Raw genomic sequence first — 22,859 nt, forward strand, 5'->3', positions numbered from 1 at the left:
CTGCAGCCCCCCGCTGATCTCGCTCTCGCTGGCGCGAGGTCGGATTTTCGTTTTCCGCGGCCGGAACGAGATAGCTCGTTCCATACGCTACAAACGAAAATCCCGCCGACAAAGTCGGCGGGAATCGCGCTGGCGCTGTAAGGCGGGGAGGAGGGGACAAGTTTCGAACCTTTTTATATCCGATTTATTGAAGATCAACTTCTTAGGGTTTCAAATAAAAGATTTTCTTCATAAATAATAGATACCTACCAGCTTTTGTACTCCATTTCCGCTTGTTATTTGAGGTATCAGCGATTATTTTCTATTGAACAACTTCACCTAGGATGTGCCCTCCAAACGGAATTTATGGAAAGCTGTACAAATATTTGCGTGGATTCGTGGCTTCATTCCAAGGAATTCTAAGCAACTTGGTCTACTTTTTCAGCAAGGATGTCTGCAATTTCTATTATTGACTGTTTTCGAGAATCGATAAATCCAATGGTTTCCTTTAAGCCTACAATGTGGGTGTCATCAATTCTAATAGGTAAAAGGTACTCCAGCGGACGAATTTTTTCAGCGTCCTTACCATTAGCGAATTCAAAATTTGTCCAATCTTTTTCCGGATAACTTTTAGAAACTATAATCACCATAAAGAGTGCATCGTTTCTATAAGTATCTGTTAAGGCTTTATTTAAATCTTTGCCCCACAGTTGCGCTTGTTGGTCAAAATCATAAAAGACTTCAAGGCCTCTTTCCCTAAATGCTACTTTTAATGATTTCGCATAATCCCTATCCTCTCCGGCAAATGAAATGGCAACGTCATAAGTAAATCCTGGTGTTCTGACGTGGACTTTTTCTCGCACCTTGTTAAAATCTAATAAATTGAAGTAGAATCTAAGTGATGGATCTTCTATTGATATTGATTTCCCGGTTTTATTGTAATGCAACAAATCATCAATGTTATTAATAGCAATGATTTCATCTAAATTATTTAGGCAATTATAGAAGGAAGTGGCTTTTTTCCCCCTTTCTTTTGCATCAGGTATTGGGCGGACAATTTTGTCGTATAGAAATTCTGTTGATATTTCCGATCTAGTCTCAGATGCAATGGTGGCAACTATGTCAAAGTAAGTGTTGTGAACTGATCTGGCTTGTTGTTTACCTTTTGTGAGCGCGACTATTTTATTGAAGTATTTAGAGTCAAAGATCCTCAATATATCATCTTTAAGATCTTTCAATGTAATTGACAATTTGGTCAAGTCGGCTTGAGTGTTTGTCATGTTTTTTGACAGTAATGACATTCGACAAATGACATGTACGATTGAAGGAACACAATTTGAAGCTGTAATAATCTGTACTATTGTTTCATTGTCGAACTCTACGTTGAGCAATTTTGTCCCTAGTTTGATTAGTTTGACGACAAACTCTTCGGATTGGGTTTTGAGCTGAAATGGATCGTTTCTAATTCCTAATTCAGCATCAATACCTACCAATTCTTCGGCCGAACTAGATATTCCAATAAGTATAAATCTAATGTCTTTTTCATGAAGTAGTTTAAGATTTTTTGCAATCTCAGATCGAGTATTGGCTGTCAAAAAGTGGAAGTCATCGATGATAATGAATCTGACCATCTTCAAATAGTCGTTTATTACATCGAAATCCGGATCAGTCTTTAGTACTGTTGAAAATAGTTCAGCGTAGCTATTAGCACTAGCATGTTCACGGGCATTTATCCAAAGTGTATCACGAGATTCAATTCCTTCATCCAGAAGAAGTCTGCTAATTATCGTGGTTTTTCCACTTCCAGAAGGGCCTGAAATTGTGATATGCTTCCCTTTTGCTCTGATCGCCGACTTTATGTAAGGGTACTCTTTAATTTCAATAAATGTATTTTTGGGAAATGCAGCCTCATTAAAGACATCTTCCAATTCCATAAATTATAAAGTTGTATTTAGAAAATGCATGGTCAAATAAATAATTAATTTAAATTACTGAAATATAATGAATGGAGACTCGGATATCTAATTGCATGTATTCCTAAAGGTCAAACAGACTGCCTCAAATTGGACTAAGTGTAACAAAATTCTGGCCTTGGCCTCCTAATTGGTAGTTAACCCGATATTGGCCTTTTATATAGATATCATGAAATTTTTCAGTTATAAACCCTATGTTGAGATTATTGACAATGAACTTAACTGTTAAGATGCCCTCAAGTGGTCCAGCATAATATATATGGTCATCATTCAATTCATCTTGGGAAGCGTCTTTCCAATAAATTTTCGGATCGCATGGCCAGAGTACCGCAAACTCAAGAAGATTGATGTCGCCAGTTCTTCCATATCCAAATTTCGTTACGTATGTAGGAATTCTATTGTGATCTTGGTAATCAAAATTGTCAACTATATCCTTTGAAAATGGGACGTTTGGAATATCTATATTTATAAAGACAGTTCTACCGTCATTTTCTCGGACAAATTCTTCAAAAGGTTTATTGGCAAAATCTCCATCATATTCGGGGGGACCCTGATTTATATTTGCATGATCACCAGTCACTATGGTACCTTGGTTCTCCGTTACTATAGCATTTCTATTTCCCTGGATTACTATTGAAGTATCACGTACATTATTTTTTGACGAGAACGATTTTGGAGCGGAATGCATAATTAAATATGCAATGAGGCTAAATACGGATAGAAGGAATATCCCAAGGATCATCAATCGCAATATATTATAGCCTTGACGTTTGGTTAGTATCGGAATAATTTTCTTGCTAAGAATATTTTTAAAAAGAAGATATAAAAGGGTAATTGATAGTCCCGCTATGCCAGTATATTTTAAAATTGACTCCATTTTCGATTTGTCTCGTTGTCAATTTGATATATAATTATAAAAGAAGCTGCTATTTCTTAGCAGACATTTGGTTTTGAAGAATTTCCACCTTTTGTCTCTCCGACTCCAGCAACCGCTCATACAATTTTTTATTTTCTTCCATCGCCTCAATCCATTTCTCCAGTGGATTAAAAACAGGACTATACTGCACAAAGGCAACATTCTGGTTATTTGTAACAGTGTTTCCAATGAAGTTATAAATACCCTCTTCGTCAAAATTCTTAATCGCATCTGCGGGTATCTTCAGAGCCTTTGCCACTCGTTCTAAGACCTCAGGATCTATGGTCTCCTCCTGTTCAAGTTGGGAAACCTTTTTTTGATACCAATCTTCACCCAGTGCAGCGGCCAGGGTTTCTTGTTTCATACTAAGCAATTCCCGGAAGCGCTTCACATTCCGGCCTTCATGTACCTTTTTGGGTTTATCAATGGTTGTCATATATTAATTTTGATCCTTATATATATTGGTAAGATAGAGAGAAATTAAAAACGTGGTTCTACAATATACCACAAACTGTCTAAAATATACCCTTAAACGTCTATTTTATTCTCACAATCAATTGATAATCAAATATTTAATCCGTTACTTGCACTTATAATTAAAAGCGGGGTGATTATTTCATATCCTTTTATGTCTTAAACAGATAATCCTTTTCTCAGCGTGTGTGTATAGATAGGCATGGGCGTCCCTGTCTGAGGTTATGTTCTGTGGCGTATAGATAATGTCAGGGGCTAACCCATGCTCTTTTTCTGTCCTTGAAGATACTTAGCCAAAGGTATCCCTTATGATCTATTATTTATTCCACAAGAATACAAACATAATCTACAAAACTATATAAGAATACCTGTTAAAAGTTGAACGTATGAAGCGGTACGATATATTCCAAGACCGGCTTACCTGTCTGACTCCGGAGGAAAGGAGCACTCCAGTGCTAGTAATCGATGGTTTTTTTCAGGAATTCGACCTCGAATTCTGTCGAAACCTTTGCGGGCTTGCCCTTGCAAACCTCCTTTGTATGGCGGACGAGGATATCGGCAATGAATTTACCAGGACCGAGATTTTGTTATTCTTCGAATCCGTGGAAAGGCTCATTGAATCTACGTCTTTTCTTCAAAAACAAAATAAATGCAAATGAGACCCGCAAAACCCCTGCAAGTATTAGCACTGATAATGGCAATTGGATTCCTCTGTTTTTCTGCTGTAGACCTTTGGCGCCATGAAATATTTGAATGTTTTCTGTCATTTACGGTGTCAGCTTGTTATTGGGATAGGCTTGGCACTAGTCACACAGAAGACAGGCCAAAGTATAAAGAATTCGGCTATGATGAAGACGACGATGACGATGTACATCCAGACAGTAGATTACCATGTGAACAACGCATAAATGACCCGGAAGCAGGGGCAAATAGCTGAGCCGAAGATATTCAATTAGCGGAAGCATAAAAATTTTGATCGAAGCCCATACACTCTTGGTGTGACGAAAAGAATTATTAATTTGTAGTATATAAAAGCCAACGCAATGGGATATGTCTTACTCGCAATTTCAACGATCATCAATTGTCTCTCTTATTTGGTGTTGAAGGCCGTCTCTGGAAAGTCATATAGCTTTCAATGGGTGCTTCAGTTTACGGGTGGCCTGATCCTAGCAGGGATTACCACCTTTTTATTCACGCGCTCCCTAAAGGAGTTGAAGCTATCTGTAGCCTATCCGATTTTCTGTGGCGTAAGCATTATTTTGGTATTGCTTACCTCTTGGATGGCTTTTCATGAAAAGATTAGTTTATTGAATTTTATGGGTGCCATTGTAATAATTGCCGGTGTATATATGGTTAGTGTACGATGAGCCGCTTCTATGCCAACAATCGTCCCGCATAAGATATCAACGATATTTTATGCGGGACGATCTCTGTAGTATCTTTTAGCATACCATTGCCGCATCAACCAACAGTGCAATGATAACGAGTGCGATTTTTGCGTCAGACAGCCGTTTTTTAAGAATGTGCGTAGCCCTACTTCTGGTATTTCGAATTGTCTGGACGGTTAGGTTCATAATAGCTGCTATATCTTCAGTCGTCATCCCCTGGAGCGTGAGCAAAACAATCTTTCTGGTTTGTACTGGAAGAGTTTCAATGGCTTGGTTTATTTCTCGGATAACTTCTGCTTCGAAAACTTGTTTCATTACAATATCGCTCAGTTCCTCATTGGAGAGCTCCAGCAAAGCCGTTTTCTTGTGATTGGCGACTAGCTTGGAGTGCCTTTGGTAATTCAAGCAGGCGTTCTTTGCACTGACATATAAAAAGGCCTTGATGGCTCGCAAATTCTCAAAGTTTTCCCTGAGCCTCCAAAGCTTTATAAATATATCAGAAACTATATCTTTTGCACTTTCGGTATCGGCTATAAACTCCCGTGTATAGTAGCAAATTGCTCCGTGGTGCTTTAGGAATAGTTGCTCAAAAGCTCGCGTTTTTCCTCTTCGAAACTCTGCCACAAGGAAGTCTTCTTCTGAAACTGTATCTACCAATTGGTCAGATGCCATAACAATTGTTAAGGTGGCGGGATTGGACGAGGGGTATATGGCTGAATAACAGGGAAGGGTATTGAATCGGGGTTGTAGTAGGGATAGTAGTAACGTCCGTTGAAGATGTATTCCCCCCATTGCCAGAAATGCAGAGGATTTCTGGCAAATGTCCTGTATAAGGTTTTGTTCGGCGAACTCGTTGTGTCGAGAAAACTCTCCCACTGCTTGTTCATCATAACCCTGTCAGTCCCGAACATTGGATATTCCCTGAATACAAAACGCCCATCTTTATTACTGAATGTATAGGAATTGAAGGCCGATAGTATTGGAAACAGATTGGGCACTAGTATAACTATGCCTAGTGTAATTAGAACTATTTTTGTTAGTCGTTTTCTGAATTTTATGGGATCAATAAACATCATCGGGAAGCTCGTTTTATCGACATCCACTCATCTTTAAAGTATTTTTGCCAATCCTCCTTTCGGTCATCCGGAATTTCATAGCAGTCCATTGTATTGCCGTTCATAAAAAAGCCACCGAAGGTACTTACATAAACTTTTATTCTCTGACCGGTTTCTGTTTGAGCCGTACATATATAGACCCCTTCCCAGTAAGGCCGGTTTTCTTTTGGTATCTTGGTGACGTTGCCAAGGAATTGCTGTAGCGTTGCTAGGCTCAAACGGACAGAGTCGAATTGAGACAATGAATCGACAGGTGAATTATAGTGAACACGAGGGACGTCGTACATTTTCCAGTTCGTTGTTTTCGACCAGTCTATTTCTTGCGCTTTGATACCAATTGGAAAGAAATATACAGTTACTAAGATGGTTAATATTGATTTCATCGAAACAGAAATTTAGTAATCGCAGCTTCCAAAATTTGACCCTGCTATTGTCATATTTGTAAATCTTGTGACGTTCCCACCTGTAACATTTGTTCCGTAGGGATTGGGACCTAGCATAGTTGCGCCAAGGTCGCCAGGATCGTATCCACCACCCCCAGGCCAAGTTCCTTGTTGTGTGGTAATGTTGATACCACCCGCTTGTAGACCGTTTAAAGCGTAGGTTGTGCAATTATTTGAGCTCAGATTATATGTCGTATTGTACGCGTTCCCCATGTAATTTAAGATTTGATAGAATTGGGTCTGCGTAACGTGAAATTGAAGAGCCACTTTTGTGGAGTGTTGTTCGTCATCCCCTAAAGTTCCCGGTTTTATTGGACTTCCTGGCCATGCAAAACCGCTCGGATAATATCCCATATACCTGGTGATTTGCTCCCCATTAACACCTCCGTATTCGTCAAAACTAAGAAAAGTGTGGCCAACATTAACTGTTTGACCGGAAGATCCGGAACCTGCCGCCCCCCAAAGACTATATGATGCACTTGTCCCCGGTATTGGTTGATCGCACCACAATGTGACATAGTAACTTACTCCTGAATTATCAAAGCACTGAGTATAGGATTGGAAATTTGTGATAGGAATAGAAGGTGATATTGCAATGAAATTGTTTACAACGTTTTGATAGGTTTGTGCTGCAGTTGTGCCGCCCCCTGGTGCTGCGACATACTGGTAAGCAACAGCGGGTATACTGCTGCCGGCACTAGTTCCCCCTCCGTCGCCAGAGCAGTCGATTTCCTGGTACCATGATTCGCATTGGAACGGACCCTCACCATATGCCCAACACTCGTACCAATCGGTTTCTGTACAATTCCCCAATGGTGTAACCGGAACGTTGTCTTTTTGAATTGATCCGGCCGATAATGTACTTAAGGTACCGGTCAGATTGGTAGAATTAGCCGGTGTCATAGGTGTAATTAACCCGTTTGGCGCATACTGATAGACGCTATGTAAATTTCCAGCCCAATCTTCAACCCGGACTTGGCCAGAAAATATACGGGTCGTGGGATTGGAGTGCAAGAATGTATCCGTTGGCGTTTTGGTAACTACCTCCGCTTGATAATTTCCCTGCTGGTCCTTATACATGATCAGAAAGCTTAGTTCGCTTATGGAAATCGAGGTTCGTCCGTTTTTATAATAAACAGGTTCTTTTATCTGGAGCGGGACGGTAATTGTTTTCCCGAAAGGAAGATCATCGACGTAGGATTTGTTCCATAGGGGTGTTTTATGCAGCGTCATTCTAATGTGAGATGCATCAACCGTTGTGTCTGGATTGTGCTTGGGGCCAATAAACTGTTCGAAAAAAGCTCTTGCTTCTGAAATTTGAGACGATTCAGTAGTTGCCCTGCTTTCAACTTTTCGGCAGGATAGGTAGGTGCCTACAGAGATCATAAGTATGGCACATATGCCTAAAAATGGAGCCCTCTTTTTCATAATAGCTTGTTTGGGTTTGAGGTATAAGTTTAGGTCGAAATTATAACTGGCCTACCTTGAGAGAGTTGCTATATAGCAACTTTATAAAAAACGTAATGTGGTAGATTGCAATCGTTACAGAAAGGGAAATGGCTAAGTTTTAGGTTTTCGCGAACGCAATTGACTACGGAGGTGACTGAGTCTATAGGGCGAGATACCTATATATGATGCGATATCCTTATCGGGGACGATATTTAGTAAGTCCGGGTGGTTGGCAATGAGATACTGATATTTGTCGATTGCGGTCTGGCTTTGTAAGAGTTCAGCTCGTTCTACCTCCCTGACATAGTATTTCTCTAATATAAGCCGGGCAACAAAATTGCTTTCAGGATATTTTATGTAAACGTATTGGAGCGTTTCATGTGTGAGGTAAAGAAACTGCGTGTCTTCGAGGGCGCGAATAAAATTTTTCGAGGGAGTTTGTTCGAAAAAACTTTTTGTGGAGGTGGAAATATCGCCAGTCGTCCAGAACCAGACCACTTTTTCCTTATCGCCATCCATGATGGAGGATTTGAGACACCCATATTGGAGAAAGCCAAGTTTATTGCAAATTTCGCCTTCTCTTAAGAGATAGTCGCCCTTATGAATGGTTTTAACCCTGGCCTCGGTTTGAAGATATGCTTTGCATTCAGTACTTAAAGGAGCGATGTCGTTCAGGTAGCCTAAGAAGTCAGACGTCATAGTGGAAAGCAAATATCTAAACAATGGAGGAAGATATAAAAGTTATGGCAAAAAGCAATTTGATGTGCTTATGATATTGAAAATCAATGTTTAAATCCGTTCGTATGGTAAGGACTGGTAAATTAAAGATTTTATGGGCCGTCGTTCTGGTTACGGCAGCGGCGGCGGCGATGTTGCCGCGTGCTGGGCAAGATCCGGCTTTTCACCGGTTTGTAGACTCCAGGGGCTTGCTTGGTGTGCCGAACTTCGGAAACGTAATGAGTAACATTTTTTTTGTGGGGATTGGTTGTTGGGGGTTTCTTGAGCTTTATAAACGACAAGCCCCAGGTGGAATAAAGCTAATTTTTGCCATTTTATTTACTGGGATTACGCTAACCGGCTTGGGGTCGGCCTATTATCATTGGGCACCGGACAATGAGCGACTAATTTGGGATCGCATGCCGATGACGATTGTATTTATGTCAGTTCTTGCCTTAACAGTAGCTGAATGGGTTGATCGAAAGACTGGAGTTTGGCTGGTGGTGCCTTTGGTAGCATTAGGTGTAGGGAGTGTTTTATACTGGCATGTAACCGAGTTTTCTGGAAAAGGGGATTTACGGTTTTATTGGTGGGTTCAATTCTTTCCGATGATCTGTATACCGCTGATACTTATTCTATTTGGACATTCCGGGGGCTATCAAGGCCTGAGAAGCTTAGTTTGGGTGGTTATTTGGTATGGGGTAGCAAAGATACTTGAGTTTCTGGATGGCCCCATATTTACTTGGACTACAGTAGTAAGTGGCCATACGCTGAAGCATTTGGCGGCGGCTGTCAGCACGGGTTATTTGGTGGGTATGTTCAGGGAGCGATATGCTGACAAACCTTCATTTCATACTAAATAAGAATCACAAATGAAACATCTTAAGTAATGAGGAACGCCATAGCACTTGCATCTTGAGAACTATGTCAAAGCCCAAATTATATCGGTCATATTCCGCAGAGCCATTTTATTTCTGGCGGTGTCGCCAATATGCTATCGACAAGCCCTATCGGATTTTCTTTATCAATCAAGACTCCCTTTTAAGGCCCATTGCGAAACCTTAGATTATAAATGCTTCGATATCGAGCGGTAGAAGTATGTTTACACATATTAATCTAAAATATAATTTATGAAAAAAATCAATTTGGTTGCGGTTACTGCTATTATTCTTGGAGGTTTGATCGCCGGTCTGATCTCATGTCACAAAAATGCTGGGGTATCTTCCGCTGCAAACCCTGGTGCTAAGATTGCGGAGGCAAAATCATTTTTTGATTCAAAGGTCTTCTCGCCTCCAATAACCGATAAAGAACAGCTCAGCGTGAACCCAAGGTTTGGCCTTGACAAAAGACCGGTATGGAGTGCTGCCCGGGTAGTGCATATAAGTAGTGGTGATGCTGTCGTCGTTCCATTGAAGATTAAGCAGCAATTGAACATTAAGCGGGATAATGGAACTACATCTTTGCCTATAAACAGCATAACATCCTTACTTATATATACTGATAGTTTGGATAAAAACCATGCGGAAGTGCTGACATGGATGCCCGATGACGTTTATTTGAAGTCACCAGGTGGAAAGTTCAGCGGATATATTAATATAGAGGACTGGTCAGGAGATTTTCTCAAAGGTTTTCATTATACTAGTGGAGTATCAGATCATAGTTATTATAGTTCAACGTCCGCAATGGATGAGGTGAGTAAGGTAACGACGCTCTCTCAGAATCAAACCGACGAATTTCCAGTTACTGGCTGCTACTATGTGGATTGGTATGGGTGTACTCCCGATGCCGACGGGAATCTCTCTAATTGTCAATATTCATATACGCAGGAGGTATGCGATGACGGCGGCGGTTCTACAGGCACCACCGGAACGTCTGTTTCCTCGTCAGGTGACTATGTGTCTGTGACTGGACCTTCTGACGATGGGGGAGACGAAACAGCTACGGTCGTAACGGATGACTATGGGTACACTTGTCCAGCAAACTTTACATTTGTATCGGTTACCAGTAGTAACTTAACCCAAACAGCGGGATTGAACAATATTTATTGCAATTTGGTCTATTGGGATCCGACTACCGGAATTTATGTCAAGGAAAAGGTTACAATTCCTTCCACGCTTTATTTTAATTTGCCGTACTACAGCTCAGGAGGTAAGTTGGTCTATTCGGCTTCGGATGCGGCGAAGATGGCAGCGGATGCACTCAATGCGGCAGAATATGATATGAGAAACAAATTCAAGGCAGCTCCAACGGAGACTGTATTGGATTTGGGTACCTATTGGGCACAACAGGCGAATGTTTATATGCAATCGTATTCGAGTGGTTATGGAACGGTGACTAGGACGCCGCCGAGCAATCCAGCGAATCCAGTTGTAACTCAAGCGTATTCAGCATGCGAATAAGTGTTAAATTGTGGAGAATTCTTCTTTTGATGAGTTTTAGTAATTCCTTTTTTGAGCTGGCGAGTGCTCAGAACCGAAAATTGGAAAGAATCCAGTGCATAGTTGTGTTTCCAAATATTAATGAAATTCCCCAGGATATTATTTTTTTCCCAACTTCTATTGATTCTACTAAAAGCCTAGAGGAAAATATCCAAGTCAGACTGGGCGAATCAGAAAAAATTGGGTTCATATTGTACTTTCAGTCTATTAGATGGTTGGAACCCAATTTAGAAAACATGTTGAATGAAATGGATTGCGTAGGGGGGGAGACACCAATGCCTTATTTGATGAATAATCCAGAATTTCGTCTAAAGGTTGGTGCAGGAATTGTTACGATGGATACGACTGTTTTAAGCGAATCGACACAAAAAGATTCTTTGCCAAGGAATTTCGACATCAAAGTTTTAAATACAAAGTACCACCTTAAAGTAATGGATACACCAATGTCTATGGGGATTCCAAAACTATTCGAGCCTATTTCGTTGAAAACAAAGTGACATTTACCGATTTACTACTGTTGATGAGCGACCTGGAAGTATTCTAGGTCGCTTTTCCCCTTGGGATACCCCTTTATATGAATATATAGCTTCCCAAAGATCCCCTTTGCTCCAAAACTTGTTCCGTCAATTCCTTAATTGATCCATTATTGCTCCGCATATCCTCCACCGTAAGAAAAATGTTAGTTTCGATACCTAATATTTATGATCTTTTTAGATTGCCTATTAAAAAATTATTAATAAATTACTATAGATCACTAATATTTACTTGCGTTTAACCTCACTAACCCAAAATGTTCCGTTGTTCAGCCTTACCCATTTTTTTATGGCGCATTGGCGCCATGAAAAAGCAACGTCCTCGCAACCGGTCGCCGGCCTCGGTCATGCGAATTAGCTTCAACTCCCGTGTAATGCTATTAACTCACTACTACTTCCAATTTGGTAACATGAAAAAGAATGAGAATTCGATTGTATCAGAGGATGTTAAGTCATATAATCTAAAAGGACTAGCAGAGCTTTATGAGGTTAGCCCCAAGACAATGACACGTTGGCTTATTCCTCATAAAAAAAGTATCGGAAAGAGAACAGGTTATCTTTATACCCCTCGTCAGGTCCGCGTGATATTTGAAAAATTAGGTGATCCACCTAATTCTTGATGAGTCAATTGGTTTCTAAGCGGGCAGTTTTGCACAAATAGAACTGCCCGCTAAACGCCGTCGCGGTTGCATTAGACGAAGATAGTTAGCCCAATTATATTCATTTCTATGAGCGGAACCCTTGCTAGATAAGGAACTAACAAAAAGGAATAGTGTCTTTTCATGCATTTTCAGGCATATTTGGACATTTTTAAGGAATTGTAATCCCAATAGGTCGCAATACCCTCCAAGTTGGACAGTGCGTTTTGGAGCCGTCGTAGGTTTGTGTTCTCAAGCAAAAAGAACAACAAAACCGAGACCCCATGACACAACGAAAGAAAACCACCTATGCCTTGAAACCCCTGCTTAGAGCAATAAAAGGCATGGGTAAGGATCGTTCCGAACTCGAAAGGCTGTCAGAAGCAGCCTGGACTTTTACCCACTGCGTGCTTTGGAATGACGTGCAATTCTCCAGTAAAGAAATCCGCGCAGCGCAGCGAAAGATCGATGAATTCCTGCAACTGTCAAAGACTCCCCGCCAGTCCTTCCAGTCCTTTTGCCAACGTATCGTTTTGGCGCGTTTCCACATGCTCTACTCTTGCCGTGAATCTTTGCCGCTACCGTCTGCATGGCTGGACAGGGCCAATGTGGAGGGTTTTGGCGGGACCAAACAGCCGTATGCAGAAATAAAGGCGCTGCGGGAATCGCTGCCCGGTTATCAGCGTGAACTGAAGGCGCTTGGCGAAGCTGTTCTGGAGTTTAGCGAGGACCCAATAGGAAGGAACTACCGCTATTGGAGCAGCTATTTCAAGGATAAGCACGAGGGCGATTACCTCCGTCTGTTCCAGAGTTTCGCCATTACTCACCTTTATACTGCCTGAGCTGTGGCAGTTCGTAAACCCAAACGCTATTTTACCGACAAAGGGCGTTTGATTGTAAAGCCTTACCGGCTCTCAGACTTATGTGTTATCTACGAGGTGGGTTACCGGACCATGCGTAGATGGATCGAGTGCAGGGCGTGTGAGATAGGAGAAAAGGATGGGTATTACTTTAATGCTGCCCAGGTTAAGCGTATAGTTAGACTTTTGGGCATCCCTCATGCGTCGAATCACTTCTAACTCCGTATATGAAAACAGATCAATTCTCCCTGGACAGCCTTTCGTCCAATGTCTTTCTGACCGGCTTTATTCTGCTTGCCAATGTGAATATTTCGGACATCGCAGAATACGCTATAAAGGCGGTAATCGGTGGTGGTATCTGGCTGGGTTACAAGGTGGCTGCCGGTTACATCGAGAAAAAAAGGGGGCGGAAGTTATGAACGCCACCGGAAAAATAGCGCTTGTAGCGGCCGGTGGCGGGGTGATCGTGTACCTCGTGGCAAGTAAGCTCAGCCGGATGAAGACAAACCTCATTGTGACGCCTGTGGTCACGGTATCCTCATTCGGCCTGACGGGCTTGGTGCTTCGAGCCGACGTAAGTATTAAGAATCCGAGTACGGGCAGTTTTAAGATGCGGTTTCCATTTGTATCCTTATACTACAAGGGCACCCTGCTAGGTAGCTCCAATCTTGTTAGCCAAGACATTTCGGTGGACGCTTTTGGAGAAGCGAACATTCAAAAAATCCTGATAGAAATTCCTATTTCCGGGGTTTTGAATGTTGCTTCGGGTCTCATCGACGCCATACAGAACAAGCTGCCGGTGAAGATCACGATAAAAGTGTCTACCCTGATAGACCTGGGTTTTACAAAGGTCAACTATGACGATATCCAGGAGATTTCCCTAAAGAGCTAGAATGACGCGATAACCCGTACTCTATGGAAGCAAATCGTAGGAGAATTGCAACCGGCAACTATTTTGATCAGTTTTTGCCGACAGCCAGCGGTGGTGTACAAACCATAAAAGAAAATGCCTCCCTGAAGGATACAATAGACTTTATTCCCAAGGTTGTTCGTAGTTGTATGAGGCATACAAAGGACCTGTCGGTTCGACTAAAAGGTAAAAGTCTTCGGGAGACCTGTTCAAATATCTGGCATTTTGTTTACCGTCATATACAGTATAAAAAGGACCAGCCAGGATATGAACAGATCCGCAGCCCCGCCAGATCGTGGCTTGATCGAAGGCGGGGAGTGGATTGTGATTGCTATTCCGTATTCATTTCTACGGTCCTGGCTAACATGGATATTCCCCATGTTTTTCGCATCACCAAGTATAAAGCGGATCATTTCCAGCATATCTACCCGGTGGTGATCACGGAAAACGGGGAAATCATCCTGGATTGTGTGACCGATGACTTCGATTACGAAGTCCCTTATTCAGAAAAAAAAGACTTTCCAATGGACTTACAGTTTTTGAACGGTCCCGGTGACGACGGCCGGGTCGACGGAGCGATCATGTCCCCCGTCCGTTTTGGGGAAGACCTGGGGGACCTCGGTAAGATCAAACTCAAAGGGCTCCTCAATAAGCTCAACAAGTTTAACCCGGCCACGATCTTACTCCGCAATGGTCTTTTAGCGTCCATGAAACTGAATCTTGGCGGCGTGGCCGGCAAGCTCCGCTGGAGCTACCTTACCCCCGCCCAGGCGGCGAGTCACAAAGTCAGTGCTCAGAAGCTGGCCCAATTGGTCTCAGTCCGCAAAACCCTGGAAAGCATCTTCTACGGAGCGGGTGGAAAGCTGAACAACCTGAAAAAGGCCATCCTCAAAGGAAAAGGCAACAAGGACAAGGCGGTGGTGGCTGGGCTGGGTAGTCTTGATTTTTCGGAAATCGACGCCATGGGCGAGACTACCCCCCTGGAACAATTGCTAGGCCCCGAGATATATAACAGCGAGAACGAGCGGACATTCCAAGGGTTGGCTGGATTCGGCGCATTGGGCGAGCCGGTTACGATTGCTTCTATTTCCGCTGCTGCAGCGGTCATTGCCAAGCTGGTCGCTGCGCTTAAAAAGGTCGGGGGCATTTTTTCTGGTGGCAAAAAGGAAGACGACTCGACCGCCGCTGCGACAAGCAGCGATACGACGGATCCCAGCGCCGTTCCGGATTCTTCCGGGGGGGCATCCACTTCTCCCAGTTCCACACCTGCTACTCCTGCCTTTCTTCAAGCCAAATTGGCCGCGAAAAAGGCAAACATGGTACTTCCGGCATCGGCTATCACCTCGGACAATACCCCCGATAATTCGGCGCCCGATCCGGTAACTGACTCATCACCTTCTGGTTCCAATCCAACAGGGAGTGAAGATGCTGCGTCCACGTCCGACGCCAGCAGCGACGTCCCGATAACGACCCCTGTAGTCCAAGCGGCCAAACTCCCGGGCATGATCGGCAGCGGAAGCCCTACACCGCCCGCCCAAACGGGTTTCTGGCAAAAAAATAAACGCTGGTTAAAGCCGGTAGCGATCGGGGCGGGCGGAATTGTTGTGTTGGCCGTGGGTTACCACCTTCTTAAAGGGCGCACAAAGACAACGCCGCTTTCCGGCGGACCCACCAAACCCAGGAACCATCACCGCAAAAAGAAACACCCCCCAAAAAAGGCGGTTGCACTGATATAGCCCGCTGTCATCCTCAAACCGATAAAAAATTTTGTATGTCTAAAAAAAGATCGAATACCCGAAAGCGGGGTGGCAAAGGGCAAAGGAAGCTCCATCATCATCACCACGCCCTTCACGGAACCTACGCTGCCCATCCTACCCACGACCGTTTGATCCATACTGCCGTAGAGACGGGTAAGGATATTCTAGGAGTCATTGTAGGCGGAGTTGTGGGCGCGGCCATTGGCAAGTCGTCGCTACTCGTGGGCATCGCGGTCACCGGCGTCGGCCACTATGTGGGAAACAGGTTAGTTCAGGTGCTGGGCACGGGCATGATGGCGTCGAACGGTTTTCAGGGCGGCACCAGCGGGACGAACGGGCTTGGAGGGACCGATACTATGAAGGATCGCCTGACGGCATACCAGCATTCCTTTTCGGAGAAATTTTACCTCGATAAGTTCCTAAAAAAGAAACCTGTTGCCCTTCCGGCTGCGGCGGGTAGTACCTCGGGTTTCGGAGACGTCCAGTATTTCACCTATCCCGATGCCCTCACGGGGGACCTTGCAGCCTTGAACGACATCGAAAACCAACTTGCGGAAAGCGCCCTGACATTCCAGGGAGGACAGGCAGCGGGCGATTTACCGGAGATGTCCGACACTTTCCCTGAAATCGCCTCTCCGTCCGATGGGTCGGAGGACTTCGGTGATCCGGACCAGCCGGTGGGCGAGATGGAGGACCAACTTGTAGGTGAGGTGGAGGACCCGTTATATTAAACCTGTCTAGCCTAACCCCTATTTAAATTAAAAAACGTACACTATGTTGGGAATACTTGGAGCCGCCGACGAATACAACAACGCCGGTGCGCTCATTGGCCTGGATGCAACCGACAATGCCGAGTTGCTGGGCGCGCTGCGCAAGATGAACCCCATCCAGCGGCAGCGAACCATCAATAAACTTTCCAATACGGGCCACCCCAGCCGGGGATCCCGTTCGGAAATGGAGAAACACTTTTCGGAATTGCCCCAATATATAAAGGATGGGTTGTCAAAGGGTGATCTTCGCCTTGCCGACACGGTCATCTATTCCATAAAACTGGCCAACTCGAAGACAGTAAAGATGTTCGAGACTCAGGACGACCGCCAGATCGGGCTTAGGAACATTTCCAATGCCAAACTGCCAAAGAACCAGGCGCTCCTGGTCAGTGGGGTGATTCTTCTGGCGGGCGTATCGGTGGACCAGACCCCGGACAATATCATGTCCACGAATTTCGCTGCGTTGGAAAACATACCCGCGCTGGCCACAGGAGAAACAGACCTGAAGGCAAATAAAAAGCAGATTTTCCCGGAAACGAGCAACGCCGTTTTCAAGACAACCAACTTCCACAGTGTCCCCCTGGGATACTACAAGCTGGCAAACCCCCGGCTGATCCTCGACGACATCCTGATCGAACTAACGGTACAGCTTGGTACGGTAAACGGGATAGCAGCGAACACCTACCTGTACGCCGGGCTGCACGGTACCATCACCACCCCCTAGGCTGGGATTTTTGTTTATATATAAGGGCGGGCTGGCCCCGTAAGGCCTCCCGTCTCTTTTAAAAATCACGGCGATGTACACACGCATCATGAAACGGTTCGACATACCTATTACGGCTTTGGGAGCCACCTATTCCCAGACCTTCGAGCTGGAAAAGACCATCACGAAAATCAACGGCCTGTTGTTTACTTCCGACCGGGAAGACCTCATGTATTACCGGGGGACCCAGCGGGTAGAGATCAACAAAGAGGAGATTTTCCCCCCGGAATATGAAAGCAAGCTCCTGATGTCGGGTCTCAATGTGTCCCCCAACGACCGGTACTATAGCCTTGGAGGCATTCCGCCAGGAAATGGGAAAGTCAAGATCGACTACACCGACACAGATACCACCATTGCCACATTTATCGCTTACCGGGTTACGCTTTATCTGGATTGTGAAACGTCCGAGGCATGAACCAACAGCAGGTCATTACCAATACCATAACCGTAGGGACAGTCGGGCAGATAGAATATTTTCAAATGCTACTGCCCTATGACGTGGAACGGATCATCGGTTTCGAGGTGGTTGTCAGTATGTGGAGCGCGCCCCCGGCTATAAAGGCCTTTTTTATTATACGCCCACCCCATGCAGTAGACTCACGGTTCATTGTGATGCCCAATGTACATTTTGGGCGGCTGATGTTACAAATACCGGGATGCCCTGGAATAATCTATCAAGGGGATGTGGTCGAGGACGGAAATATCCACATGGGCGAGAATCTTGCGAATACGCATTGGCAACCAGCGGTATGGTCCCACAACACGAGGCGGACGGAGATATCATTAAATGTTGCCAACCCTGATTTTATAGAGGGAATTTTTCGGAACGATTGGACCGGTTCCAGTGCCTATGTTCTTACCATTCATTTGTGGATTGAAAAAAAAATGTGATGACTCCGGCCCTGGCACTAGAGTACATTTCAAGACGAATGAGCGAACTATGCTCGGAGGACTACCATCTTCGCTTTCGTCATCTTCGGTTGAAGCCGGGTGAGCAGCGGACCATCCTTGCGCATACGACGCTCTTTTTCCTGACGGACCCGCCTACGGACGCCCGTGTGGAAAGCGATATTGGGCTTTTCGACGAAAGCGAACTAGGCGCCAGTGAACTGCAGTACGAGCATAAGGGGACCATCCTGGTGACCAATTATTCGATCTTTTCCAACCACGTCCGTTTTATTCAAGTGATACCCAAACGTTGAACCCATGTCGTTTACGCATCAAAAGTTCGATCAATCCAAAGTAGATAAGTTAAAGCACTACCTGGAAGATATGGCCGGCAAGGGACAACCCCGCCAGTATGAAATCTTCGTAGACAACCTGAAGGTCGTTCCCCGGACGGAAGACCTTAGCAATTTTGAAAACTACGAGGGGTATATGGACGAGGACACGGAAAAGATTCGCATTCTCATTTACAACTCCAGCCTGTCACCCCGCAACGATCAATTCTGTTTTTCCGTGTCGGGTGCATCACCGGGCAAACCTACCGAGGCGCTGGGTGAGATCGATACGATGATCCAGGAGAAGCTGACCGCCCGGGACAGGGAACATGAAATGGCCAGCCTACGCAAGGAGTTGGAACAGGCCCGGTCTCAGATCACGGACGCAGAGGCGGAGGCCGAGGAACTGCGTCAGGAGATGGAGGCCGTCCGGGCGGGTCGCCAGGAGCGCCAAATGGGGCTGTTCGACATGGCGGCAGGGGTATTGCAGGGGCTTTTACGCAATAATCCTGGATGGCTGCAAAGGGTTCCGGGGGGTGAAGCCCTGGCGGGTCTCCTCACAAGTGATTCCACACCTAAGATGCTTCCAGAAACCACCCCGCCCTCGAACGTCACTTTTGAGCGCAAGGCGGAGACTCCCGACCTGGCGCCGGAGCAGCTCCGCTACCTGGACACCTTGCGCCAGATCGAGGCAGCCTTTCCGCAGCCGGAACTAGAGACGGTCATGCGTATCATCGCCCGATTTGCGGAAGACCCCAACAGCCTTGACACCGTATCCAAAATATTAAAAATCAATAATGTATGAAGAAGTTCAGTTATGACTTTTCGATTGAGGCCATCGATGAGAATGAAGCCGAAACCAAAGTAAAGGCCCTTGGCACCCTTGCGTCAGGTCTTACCACTCAAGAGTTGAGTAAGCTTGCGCACATTGTAAAGCACGACCCTGTCAAGACCGCGCTGGCCAAGCGGTACCTGAAAGTATAGGAGACCTCCCGCCCGTTTTTACCGTACCCCTTAATGCTCCTCGTATGCCCGACACTTCCGCCCATCACCCAGAGAATTTCACTTTTAAGGAAAAGCTACAGTATACTCTGCTTGGTCTGGTCGTGATCGGCGGAAGTTTTTACCTGGGCCGTAGCCTGATTCGAAAGGCTGTGTCTACCACCGAGGAAAGGAACACCTTCATCGAGGGCAACCCCGCCGCCTATGCCCAGCAAATCCGGATGGCGTTTGAAAATAACGGCTGGTGGGGCGTGGATACGCAGTCCCTTCGGCAGATTTTAGTAGCTATTCCCAGTGTGGCAACCTTTAAGAAAGTGATGACGTCTTACCAACGACTCTTTAACCGAAGTCTGATGATGGATATGAAGCAGGACCTAAAGACCACTGAGTACAATGAAATGCTGGCAATTCTTTCTTCAAAACCCGCCAGGGGGACCACCGTACAGCCCGTTCAGTTGACCGCCCAGCAATATCAGTCCTGGGCGCAAAGACTAAAGGCGGCCTTCGACAGGCCCTACGGGCCCTTCACATACGCCGACGAAAGCGCCATCCAGGCCGTTGTCATGGAAATACCTTCCCAGGGTGCCTACAAACAGCTTGGACTTGTCTATAAGGCGATGTATGGCAATGAACTAGACGGTGACCTCCGCTACGCGTTGTCATTTTGGGAATACCCCTCTATCCAAAAGATGATTACAGATAAACCAAGCTGATATGGCAACCGAAAAACAGCGCAAGAAAAGGGTCGTGCTCACGGCCATCGCCGTGGGCGGTGCCGGGGTATTGGGCTACTTTGGCTATCAATTCTGGAAGAAAAGGACGTTGCAACGTGCTGCCAGTGCAAGCGCATCGAGTGAGGACGAGAACTATTTCACCCCGATGACCATTCCCAGGAATGACCCGATAGCGATAAGTCCGTCACCCTCGGATAGTATTACCCCGATTAAGAAGAAGACAAGCGCCATTTCATGGCCAACGGACACCACACCTAGCGATTTTCCGTTGCACCAGGGTAGCCGGGGGGAAAAAGTCCGGCTTTTACAAAAGGCCCTCCAGGGAAAACTTGGCAAGAGCGCCCCGGCCAAGTTTAAAGCAGACGGCATCTTTGGACCTATAACGGCATCTGCACTACGCAAGGCCGGCCTCCCCACCACCGTAGACGAGAGCACGTATAACGTGGTTACCGCCCAGGTCCAATCGGATTCTTCTTCCCTGGGCACGGATCTATACAATGCCACGGAAGCCGGAGATTACCCCAAGGTGCTCTCCTTACTCAAGAAGATGAGCAGTACTAGTGACTACAGCGCTGCCAACGAGACCTTTAAGAGCAATCGGCTGGGGAACGTCCATCAAACAATCGTAAACGGCCTGCTCCATACTTTTACCAGTGACGACCAGCAACAGGCGATCAAATTCCAGTTCCTGCGCATCGGTTTGCAGTACGACGGCAATAAGTGGAGTCTCTCGGGACTTGGGGGTCTCCCCATTATTACCATTGAGCCTGCGACGATATGGGTGACCGCCCGCCGAAGGGTCAGCGTCCCGCCCCGCGTGGTCCTCGGGAACGAGGTCGGCAAACGCCTGGACTACACTTTGTTTGAGAACCAGGGGCGGTATTACCTGGTACCCACCCGCTGCGTGCGCTACGTGTGGTAGCCCCTCGCAACTACTATCTACTAACCATCAATTATAAACGCACTCTATGCAACTTTCCGACATCCGGGAGGCCCTTGTTGAAAAGGGCTACCGGGAATTCTTACGCCCTTTTGAGCTGAATATCGTTGGGGTTCGGGCAGACAGCACGATCCCGAACCGTTTTGACGATTGGATAAACGTCTACTACAGAAATCAGGACGGCACCTGGGCGTTGCACACCTATCCCGCGACCACTGACCCAGGGACGTATTGGCTGGAAAACCCGCTGAACCCCCAGGGGACCGCAATCCTAAAGGAAGGGCAGTACCTGGGGTCCCATGAAATCGGACTGCACCGTGGGAAGTATATGGCCCTTGTACAACAGCGTCCGGTAACCGTGATCCGGGACTATGACCGCAAGGCGGTGCTTGACTTCATGAACGGCAAGGAAGACCGGGGACTGTTTGGCATCAACATCCACCACGCCCTGGCGGAGGGGACCACGAAGTACGTGGACAAATTTTCCGCCGGGTGTCAGGTATTTGCCAATGCCGAGGACTTCAACCTGTTTATGCAGTTGTGTTACCGGCATCGTGACCTCTACACCAATGATTTTACCTATACGCTCATTGATCAAAGGGCGCTGGCCAGGGCGACAAAAAAAAATTAGCGTTTGCCTTGGCAGGTATCGCTTGCGGAACAGCGGCGGCCCTTGTTACCTATAATTTTTTAAATGAATAATTATGAAACAACTTAAAAACCTCGTCGGTCAACTTTTCCAGGATAAAAACGGCAGCTATTCTATGCGGGAAGTCCTTGTCGTATTGTTTATCGGCATCATTGTCGCCAGTTGGATTGCCCGGCAGTTCTTCCGCCTGGAAGTACCGGAGTTTATGTTTTACTCTTTTGTCAGCTTGGTGGGAGCCGGGGTATTTGGGTATTCCCTGGAAAAAAGGGCGCCCATCGGCGATGTGCCCGAAGCAGATCACGTAGATACCCCTCATTCTTAACCACCTAATCACGTACCCATGTTTACATTGCTCAATAAATACCCCAAAATCACGCTTTTGTGCGCCGGGCTTTTGATCGGGTTTTATATGTGTGTTCTTTTTAACGGCTGCGGACCGAGACCGGTTATCGCCAAGTCCGGCGATATACAAAAGGTGGCGGAGGAGAAAAAGCAACAGGCGATCACCGAAGCAAGCTACCAGGAGCGTATTGATTCGCTGGGCACGGTCAGCAAACACCTGAAAGATGACCTCCAGGCGACACAAACAGCCTTGAACCGGGCAAAGGCGAAAAACGCCGTGCTCCAGACCCAGATTTACGCCCTTCTGGATAAACCGGTTGGTGGCATGCCCTCCGACACCGCCACCCGTCTTGCCGATTGCGATTCTTTAAACGCCAGGGTGCGGGATCTTGTTGTCGGTGACAGCACCAAAGACAGCCTCTACGATCAAGTCACCGCCGACCTTCAGGAACAGGTCCTCGTAAAGGATTCCACGCTCCAAGTGCAGCGGGCGGAATACCAATCGCTCAAGGTAGCGTTTGACCAGTCGCTTGCAAACGACAAGGCCCTCCAGGACCAGACCAGGGCACTCACAAAGATGCTCCAACGACAGAAATTCAAAGCCACGGCCAAAACCGTGGGTTTGATGATCGCCGCCGCCCTGGTCGCCCATTTATTTACACGCTAACCGATAAGGCCATGGCTTATCAGATAACGGACGATGGGGCCAGTATTCATTTTGTAGGAGACGCCGGTGAACTCCTGGTGATGAAACATAACATCCAACAGGTTAGTGTTGTCTCAGGTGATACAATTGAAATAAGGGTCTCCGGATTTTTAAGGAGCATTTTTTTCCACTATGGGGATGTG

Annotated in this window: 28 protein-coding genes; 21 read left to right on the forward strand and 7 right to left on the reverse strand. The window is 45.9% G+C overall.

The features are described 5' to 3' along the window. Nucleotides 1-398: 398 nt before the first annotated feature. The 3 genes from EDB95_RS12345 to EDB95_RS12355 form a co-directional block, all read right to left on the reverse strand. Nucleotides 399-1,913 carry a TIR domain-containing protein gene (locus EDB95_RS12345; protein WP_133994017.1) on the reverse strand — a complete coding sequence of 505 codons (1,515 nt, stop codon included), beginning with the start codon at nucleotides 1,911-1,913 and terminating at the stop codon, nucleotides 399-401. A gap of 124 nt (nucleotides 1,914-2,037) precedes the next feature. Then, a complete protein-coding gene (locus tag EDB95_RS12350; RefSeq protein WP_133994019.1) occupies nucleotides 2,038-2,694 on the reverse strand; it encodes a hypothetical protein in 657 nt (218 codons plus the stop codon). 184 nt (nucleotides 2,695-2,878) lie between these two features. Next, complete coding sequence (locus tag EDB95_RS12355; protein WP_133994021.1) at nucleotides 2,879-3,304, reverse strand: helix-turn-helix domain-containing protein; 426 nt, start codon at nucleotides 3,302-3,304, stop codon at nucleotides 2,879-2,881. 1,081 nt (nucleotides 3,305-4,385) lie between these two features. Between EDB95_RS12355 and EDB95_RS28005 the strand changes: the two genes are divergently transcribed. Beyond that, nucleotides 4,386-4,709 carry a DMT family transporter gene (locus EDB95_RS28005; RefSeq protein WP_133994023.1) on the forward strand — a complete coding sequence of 108 codons (324 nt, stop codon included), beginning with the start codon at nucleotides 4,386-4,388 and terminating at the stop codon, nucleotides 4,707-4,709. A gap of 75 nt (nucleotides 4,710-4,784) precedes the next feature. Here EDB95_RS28005 and EDB95_RS12365 read toward each other — a convergent pair whose 3' ends face one another. The 4 genes from EDB95_RS12365 to EDB95_RS12380 form a co-directional block, all read right to left on the reverse strand. Beyond that, complete coding sequence (locus EDB95_RS12365; RefSeq protein ID WP_162852573.1) at nucleotides 4,785-5,402, reverse strand: RNA polymerase sigma-70 factor; 618 nt, start codon at nucleotides 5,400-5,402, stop codon at nucleotides 4,785-4,787. Nucleotides 5,403-5,802: 400 nt separating this feature from the next. Next, nucleotides 5,803-6,228 carry a hypothetical protein gene (locus EDB95_RS12370; RefSeq protein WP_133994027.1) on the reverse strand — a complete coding sequence of 142 codons (426 nt, stop codon included), beginning with the start codon at nucleotides 6,226-6,228 and terminating at the stop codon, nucleotides 5,803-5,805. Between the two features lie 12 nt (nucleotides 6,229-6,240). Further along, nucleotides 6,241-7,716: a hypothetical protein gene (locus tag EDB95_RS12375; RefSeq protein ID WP_133994029.1), complete on the reverse strand. Its 1,476-nt coding sequence runs from the start codon at nucleotides 7,714-7,716 to the stop codon at nucleotides 6,241-6,243. A 132-nt stretch (nucleotides 7,717-7,848) separates the two neighbouring features. After that, nucleotides 7,849-8,436 carry a Crp/Fnr family transcriptional regulator gene (locus tag EDB95_RS12380; RefSeq protein WP_133994031.1) on the reverse strand — a complete coding sequence of 196 codons (588 nt, stop codon included), beginning with the start codon at nucleotides 8,434-8,436 and terminating at the stop codon, nucleotides 7,849-7,851. A 104-nt stretch (nucleotides 8,437-8,540) separates the two neighbouring features. On the opposite strand from EDB95_RS12380, the gene EDB95_RS12385 reads away from it, so the two are divergent. From EDB95_RS12385 to EDB95_RS12480, 20 genes are all read left to right on the forward strand, one after another. Continuing rightward, nucleotides 8,541-9,317, forward strand: coding sequence for a ceramidase domain-containing protein (locus tag EDB95_RS12385; RefSeq protein ID WP_162852574.1), 777 nt, complete (start codon nucleotides 8,541-8,543; stop codon nucleotides 9,315-9,317). A gap of 267 nt (nucleotides 9,318-9,584) precedes the next feature. Continuing rightward, nucleotides 9,585-10,853 carry a hypothetical protein gene (locus EDB95_RS12390; RefSeq protein ID WP_133994035.1) on the forward strand — a complete coding sequence of 423 codons (1,269 nt, stop codon included), beginning with the start codon at nucleotides 9,585-9,587 and terminating at the stop codon, nucleotides 10,851-10,853. 29 nt (nucleotides 10,854-10,882) lie between these two features. Next, nucleotides 10,883-11,389 carry a hypothetical protein gene (locus EDB95_RS12395; protein ID WP_133994037.1) on the forward strand — a complete coding sequence of 169 codons (507 nt, stop codon included), beginning with the start codon at nucleotides 10,883-10,885 and terminating at the stop codon, nucleotides 11,387-11,389. A 446-nt stretch (nucleotides 11,390-11,835) separates the two neighbouring features. Further along, nucleotides 11,836-12,045 (forward strand): hypothetical protein, encoded by a 210-nt coding sequence (locus EDB95_RS12400; RefSeq protein WP_133994039.1) that lies wholly within the window; start codon nucleotides 11,836-11,838, stop codon nucleotides 12,043-12,045. Nucleotides 12,046-12,347: 302 nt separating this feature from the next. Further along, complete coding sequence (locus EDB95_RS12405) at nucleotides 12,348-12,905, forward strand: hypothetical protein (RefSeq protein WP_133994041.1); 558 nt, start codon at nucleotides 12,348-12,350, stop codon at nucleotides 12,903-12,905. Between the two features lie 245 nt (nucleotides 12,906-13,150). Beyond that, complete coding sequence (locus tag EDB95_RS12410; RefSeq protein ID WP_133994043.1) at nucleotides 13,151-13,342, forward strand: hypothetical protein; 192 nt, start codon at nucleotides 13,151-13,153, stop codon at nucleotides 13,340-13,342. Further along, entirely contained in the window at nucleotides 13,339-13,815 is a 477-nt protein-coding gene (locus EDB95_RS12415) for a hypothetical protein (protein ID WP_133994045.1), read from the forward strand. Before EDB95_RS12410 ends, EDB95_RS12415 begins: the two co-directional genes overlap by 4 nt. Nucleotides 13,816-13,982: 167 nt before the next feature. Then, nucleotides 13,983-15,569, forward strand: a complete 1,587-nt coding sequence (locus EDB95_RS12420; protein ID WP_394346381.1) for a transglutaminase-like domain-containing protein — start codon at nucleotides 13,983-13,985, stop codon at nucleotides 15,567-15,569. 35 nt (nucleotides 15,570-15,604) lie between these two features. After that, a complete protein-coding gene (locus EDB95_RS12425; RefSeq protein ID WP_133994049.1) occupies nucleotides 15,605-16,321 on the forward strand; it encodes a hypothetical protein in 717 nt (238 codons plus the stop codon). Between the two features lie 43 nt (nucleotides 16,322-16,364). Then, nucleotides 16,365-17,084 (forward strand): hypothetical protein, encoded by a 720-nt coding sequence (locus EDB95_RS12430; protein WP_133994051.1) that lies wholly within the window; start codon nucleotides 16,365-16,367, stop codon nucleotides 17,082-17,084. Between the two features lie 73 nt (nucleotides 17,085-17,157). Further along, nucleotides 17,158-17,538 carry a hypothetical protein gene (locus EDB95_RS12435; RefSeq protein WP_133994053.1) on the forward strand — a complete coding sequence of 127 codons (381 nt, stop codon included), beginning with the start codon at nucleotides 17,158-17,160 and terminating at the stop codon, nucleotides 17,536-17,538. Beyond that, entirely contained in the window at nucleotides 17,535-18,014 is a 480-nt protein-coding gene (locus tag EDB95_RS12440) for a hypothetical protein (protein ID WP_133994055.1), read from the forward strand. Before EDB95_RS12435 ends, EDB95_RS12440 begins: the two co-directional genes overlap by 4 nt. A 38-nt stretch (nucleotides 18,015-18,052) precedes the next feature. Then, a complete protein-coding gene (locus EDB95_RS12445; protein WP_133994057.1) occupies nucleotides 18,053-18,325 on the forward strand; it encodes a hypothetical protein in 273 nt (90 codons plus the stop codon). A 4-nt stretch (nucleotides 18,326-18,329) separates the two neighbouring features. Then, complete coding sequence (locus EDB95_RS12450) at nucleotides 18,330-19,148, forward strand: hypothetical protein (RefSeq protein ID WP_133994059.1); 819 nt, start codon at nucleotides 18,330-18,332, stop codon at nucleotides 19,146-19,148. Beyond that, entirely contained in the window at nucleotides 19,145-19,327 is a 183-nt protein-coding gene (locus tag EDB95_RS12455) for a hypothetical protein (protein ID WP_133994061.1), read from the forward strand. The genes EDB95_RS12450 and EDB95_RS12455 overlap by 4 nt, the downstream gene beginning before the upstream one ends. Before the next feature lie 44 nt (nucleotides 19,328-19,371). After that, entirely contained in the window at nucleotides 19,372-20,058 is a 687-nt protein-coding gene (locus EDB95_RS12460) for a hypothetical protein (protein ID WP_133994063.1), read from the forward strand. A 1-nt stretch (nucleotide 20,059) separates the two neighbouring features. After that, nucleotides 20,060-21,001 (forward strand): peptidoglycan-binding domain-containing protein, encoded by a 942-nt coding sequence (locus tag EDB95_RS12465; RefSeq protein ID WP_133994065.1) that lies wholly within the window; start codon nucleotides 20,060-20,062, stop codon nucleotides 20,999-21,001. 46 nt (nucleotides 21,002-21,047) lie between these two features. After that, the gene (locus tag EDB95_RS12470) at nucleotides 21,048-21,650 is read left to right on the forward strand and encodes a hypothetical protein (RefSeq protein ID WP_133994067.1); all 603 of its coding nucleotides are present in this window, start codon (nucleotides 21,048-21,050) and stop codon (nucleotides 21,648-21,650) included. 73 nt (nucleotides 21,651-21,723) lie between these two features. After that, nucleotides 21,724-21,990: a hypothetical protein gene (locus EDB95_RS12475; RefSeq protein WP_133994069.1), complete on the forward strand. Its 267-nt coding sequence runs from the start codon at nucleotides 21,724-21,726 to the stop codon at nucleotides 21,988-21,990. 18 nt (nucleotides 21,991-22,008) lie between these two features. Continuing rightward, nucleotides 22,009-22,677, forward strand: coding sequence for a hypothetical protein (locus EDB95_RS12480; RefSeq protein WP_133994071.1), 669 nt, complete (start codon nucleotides 22,009-22,011; stop codon nucleotides 22,675-22,677). Nucleotides 22,678-22,859 lie beyond the last annotated feature (182 nt).

It is taken from the genome of Dinghuibacter silviterrae (genome assembly GCF_004366355.1).
GTDB classification, from domain to species: Bacteria; Bacteroidota; Bacteroidia; order Chitinophagales; family Chitinophagaceae; genus Dinghuibacter; species Dinghuibacter silviterrae.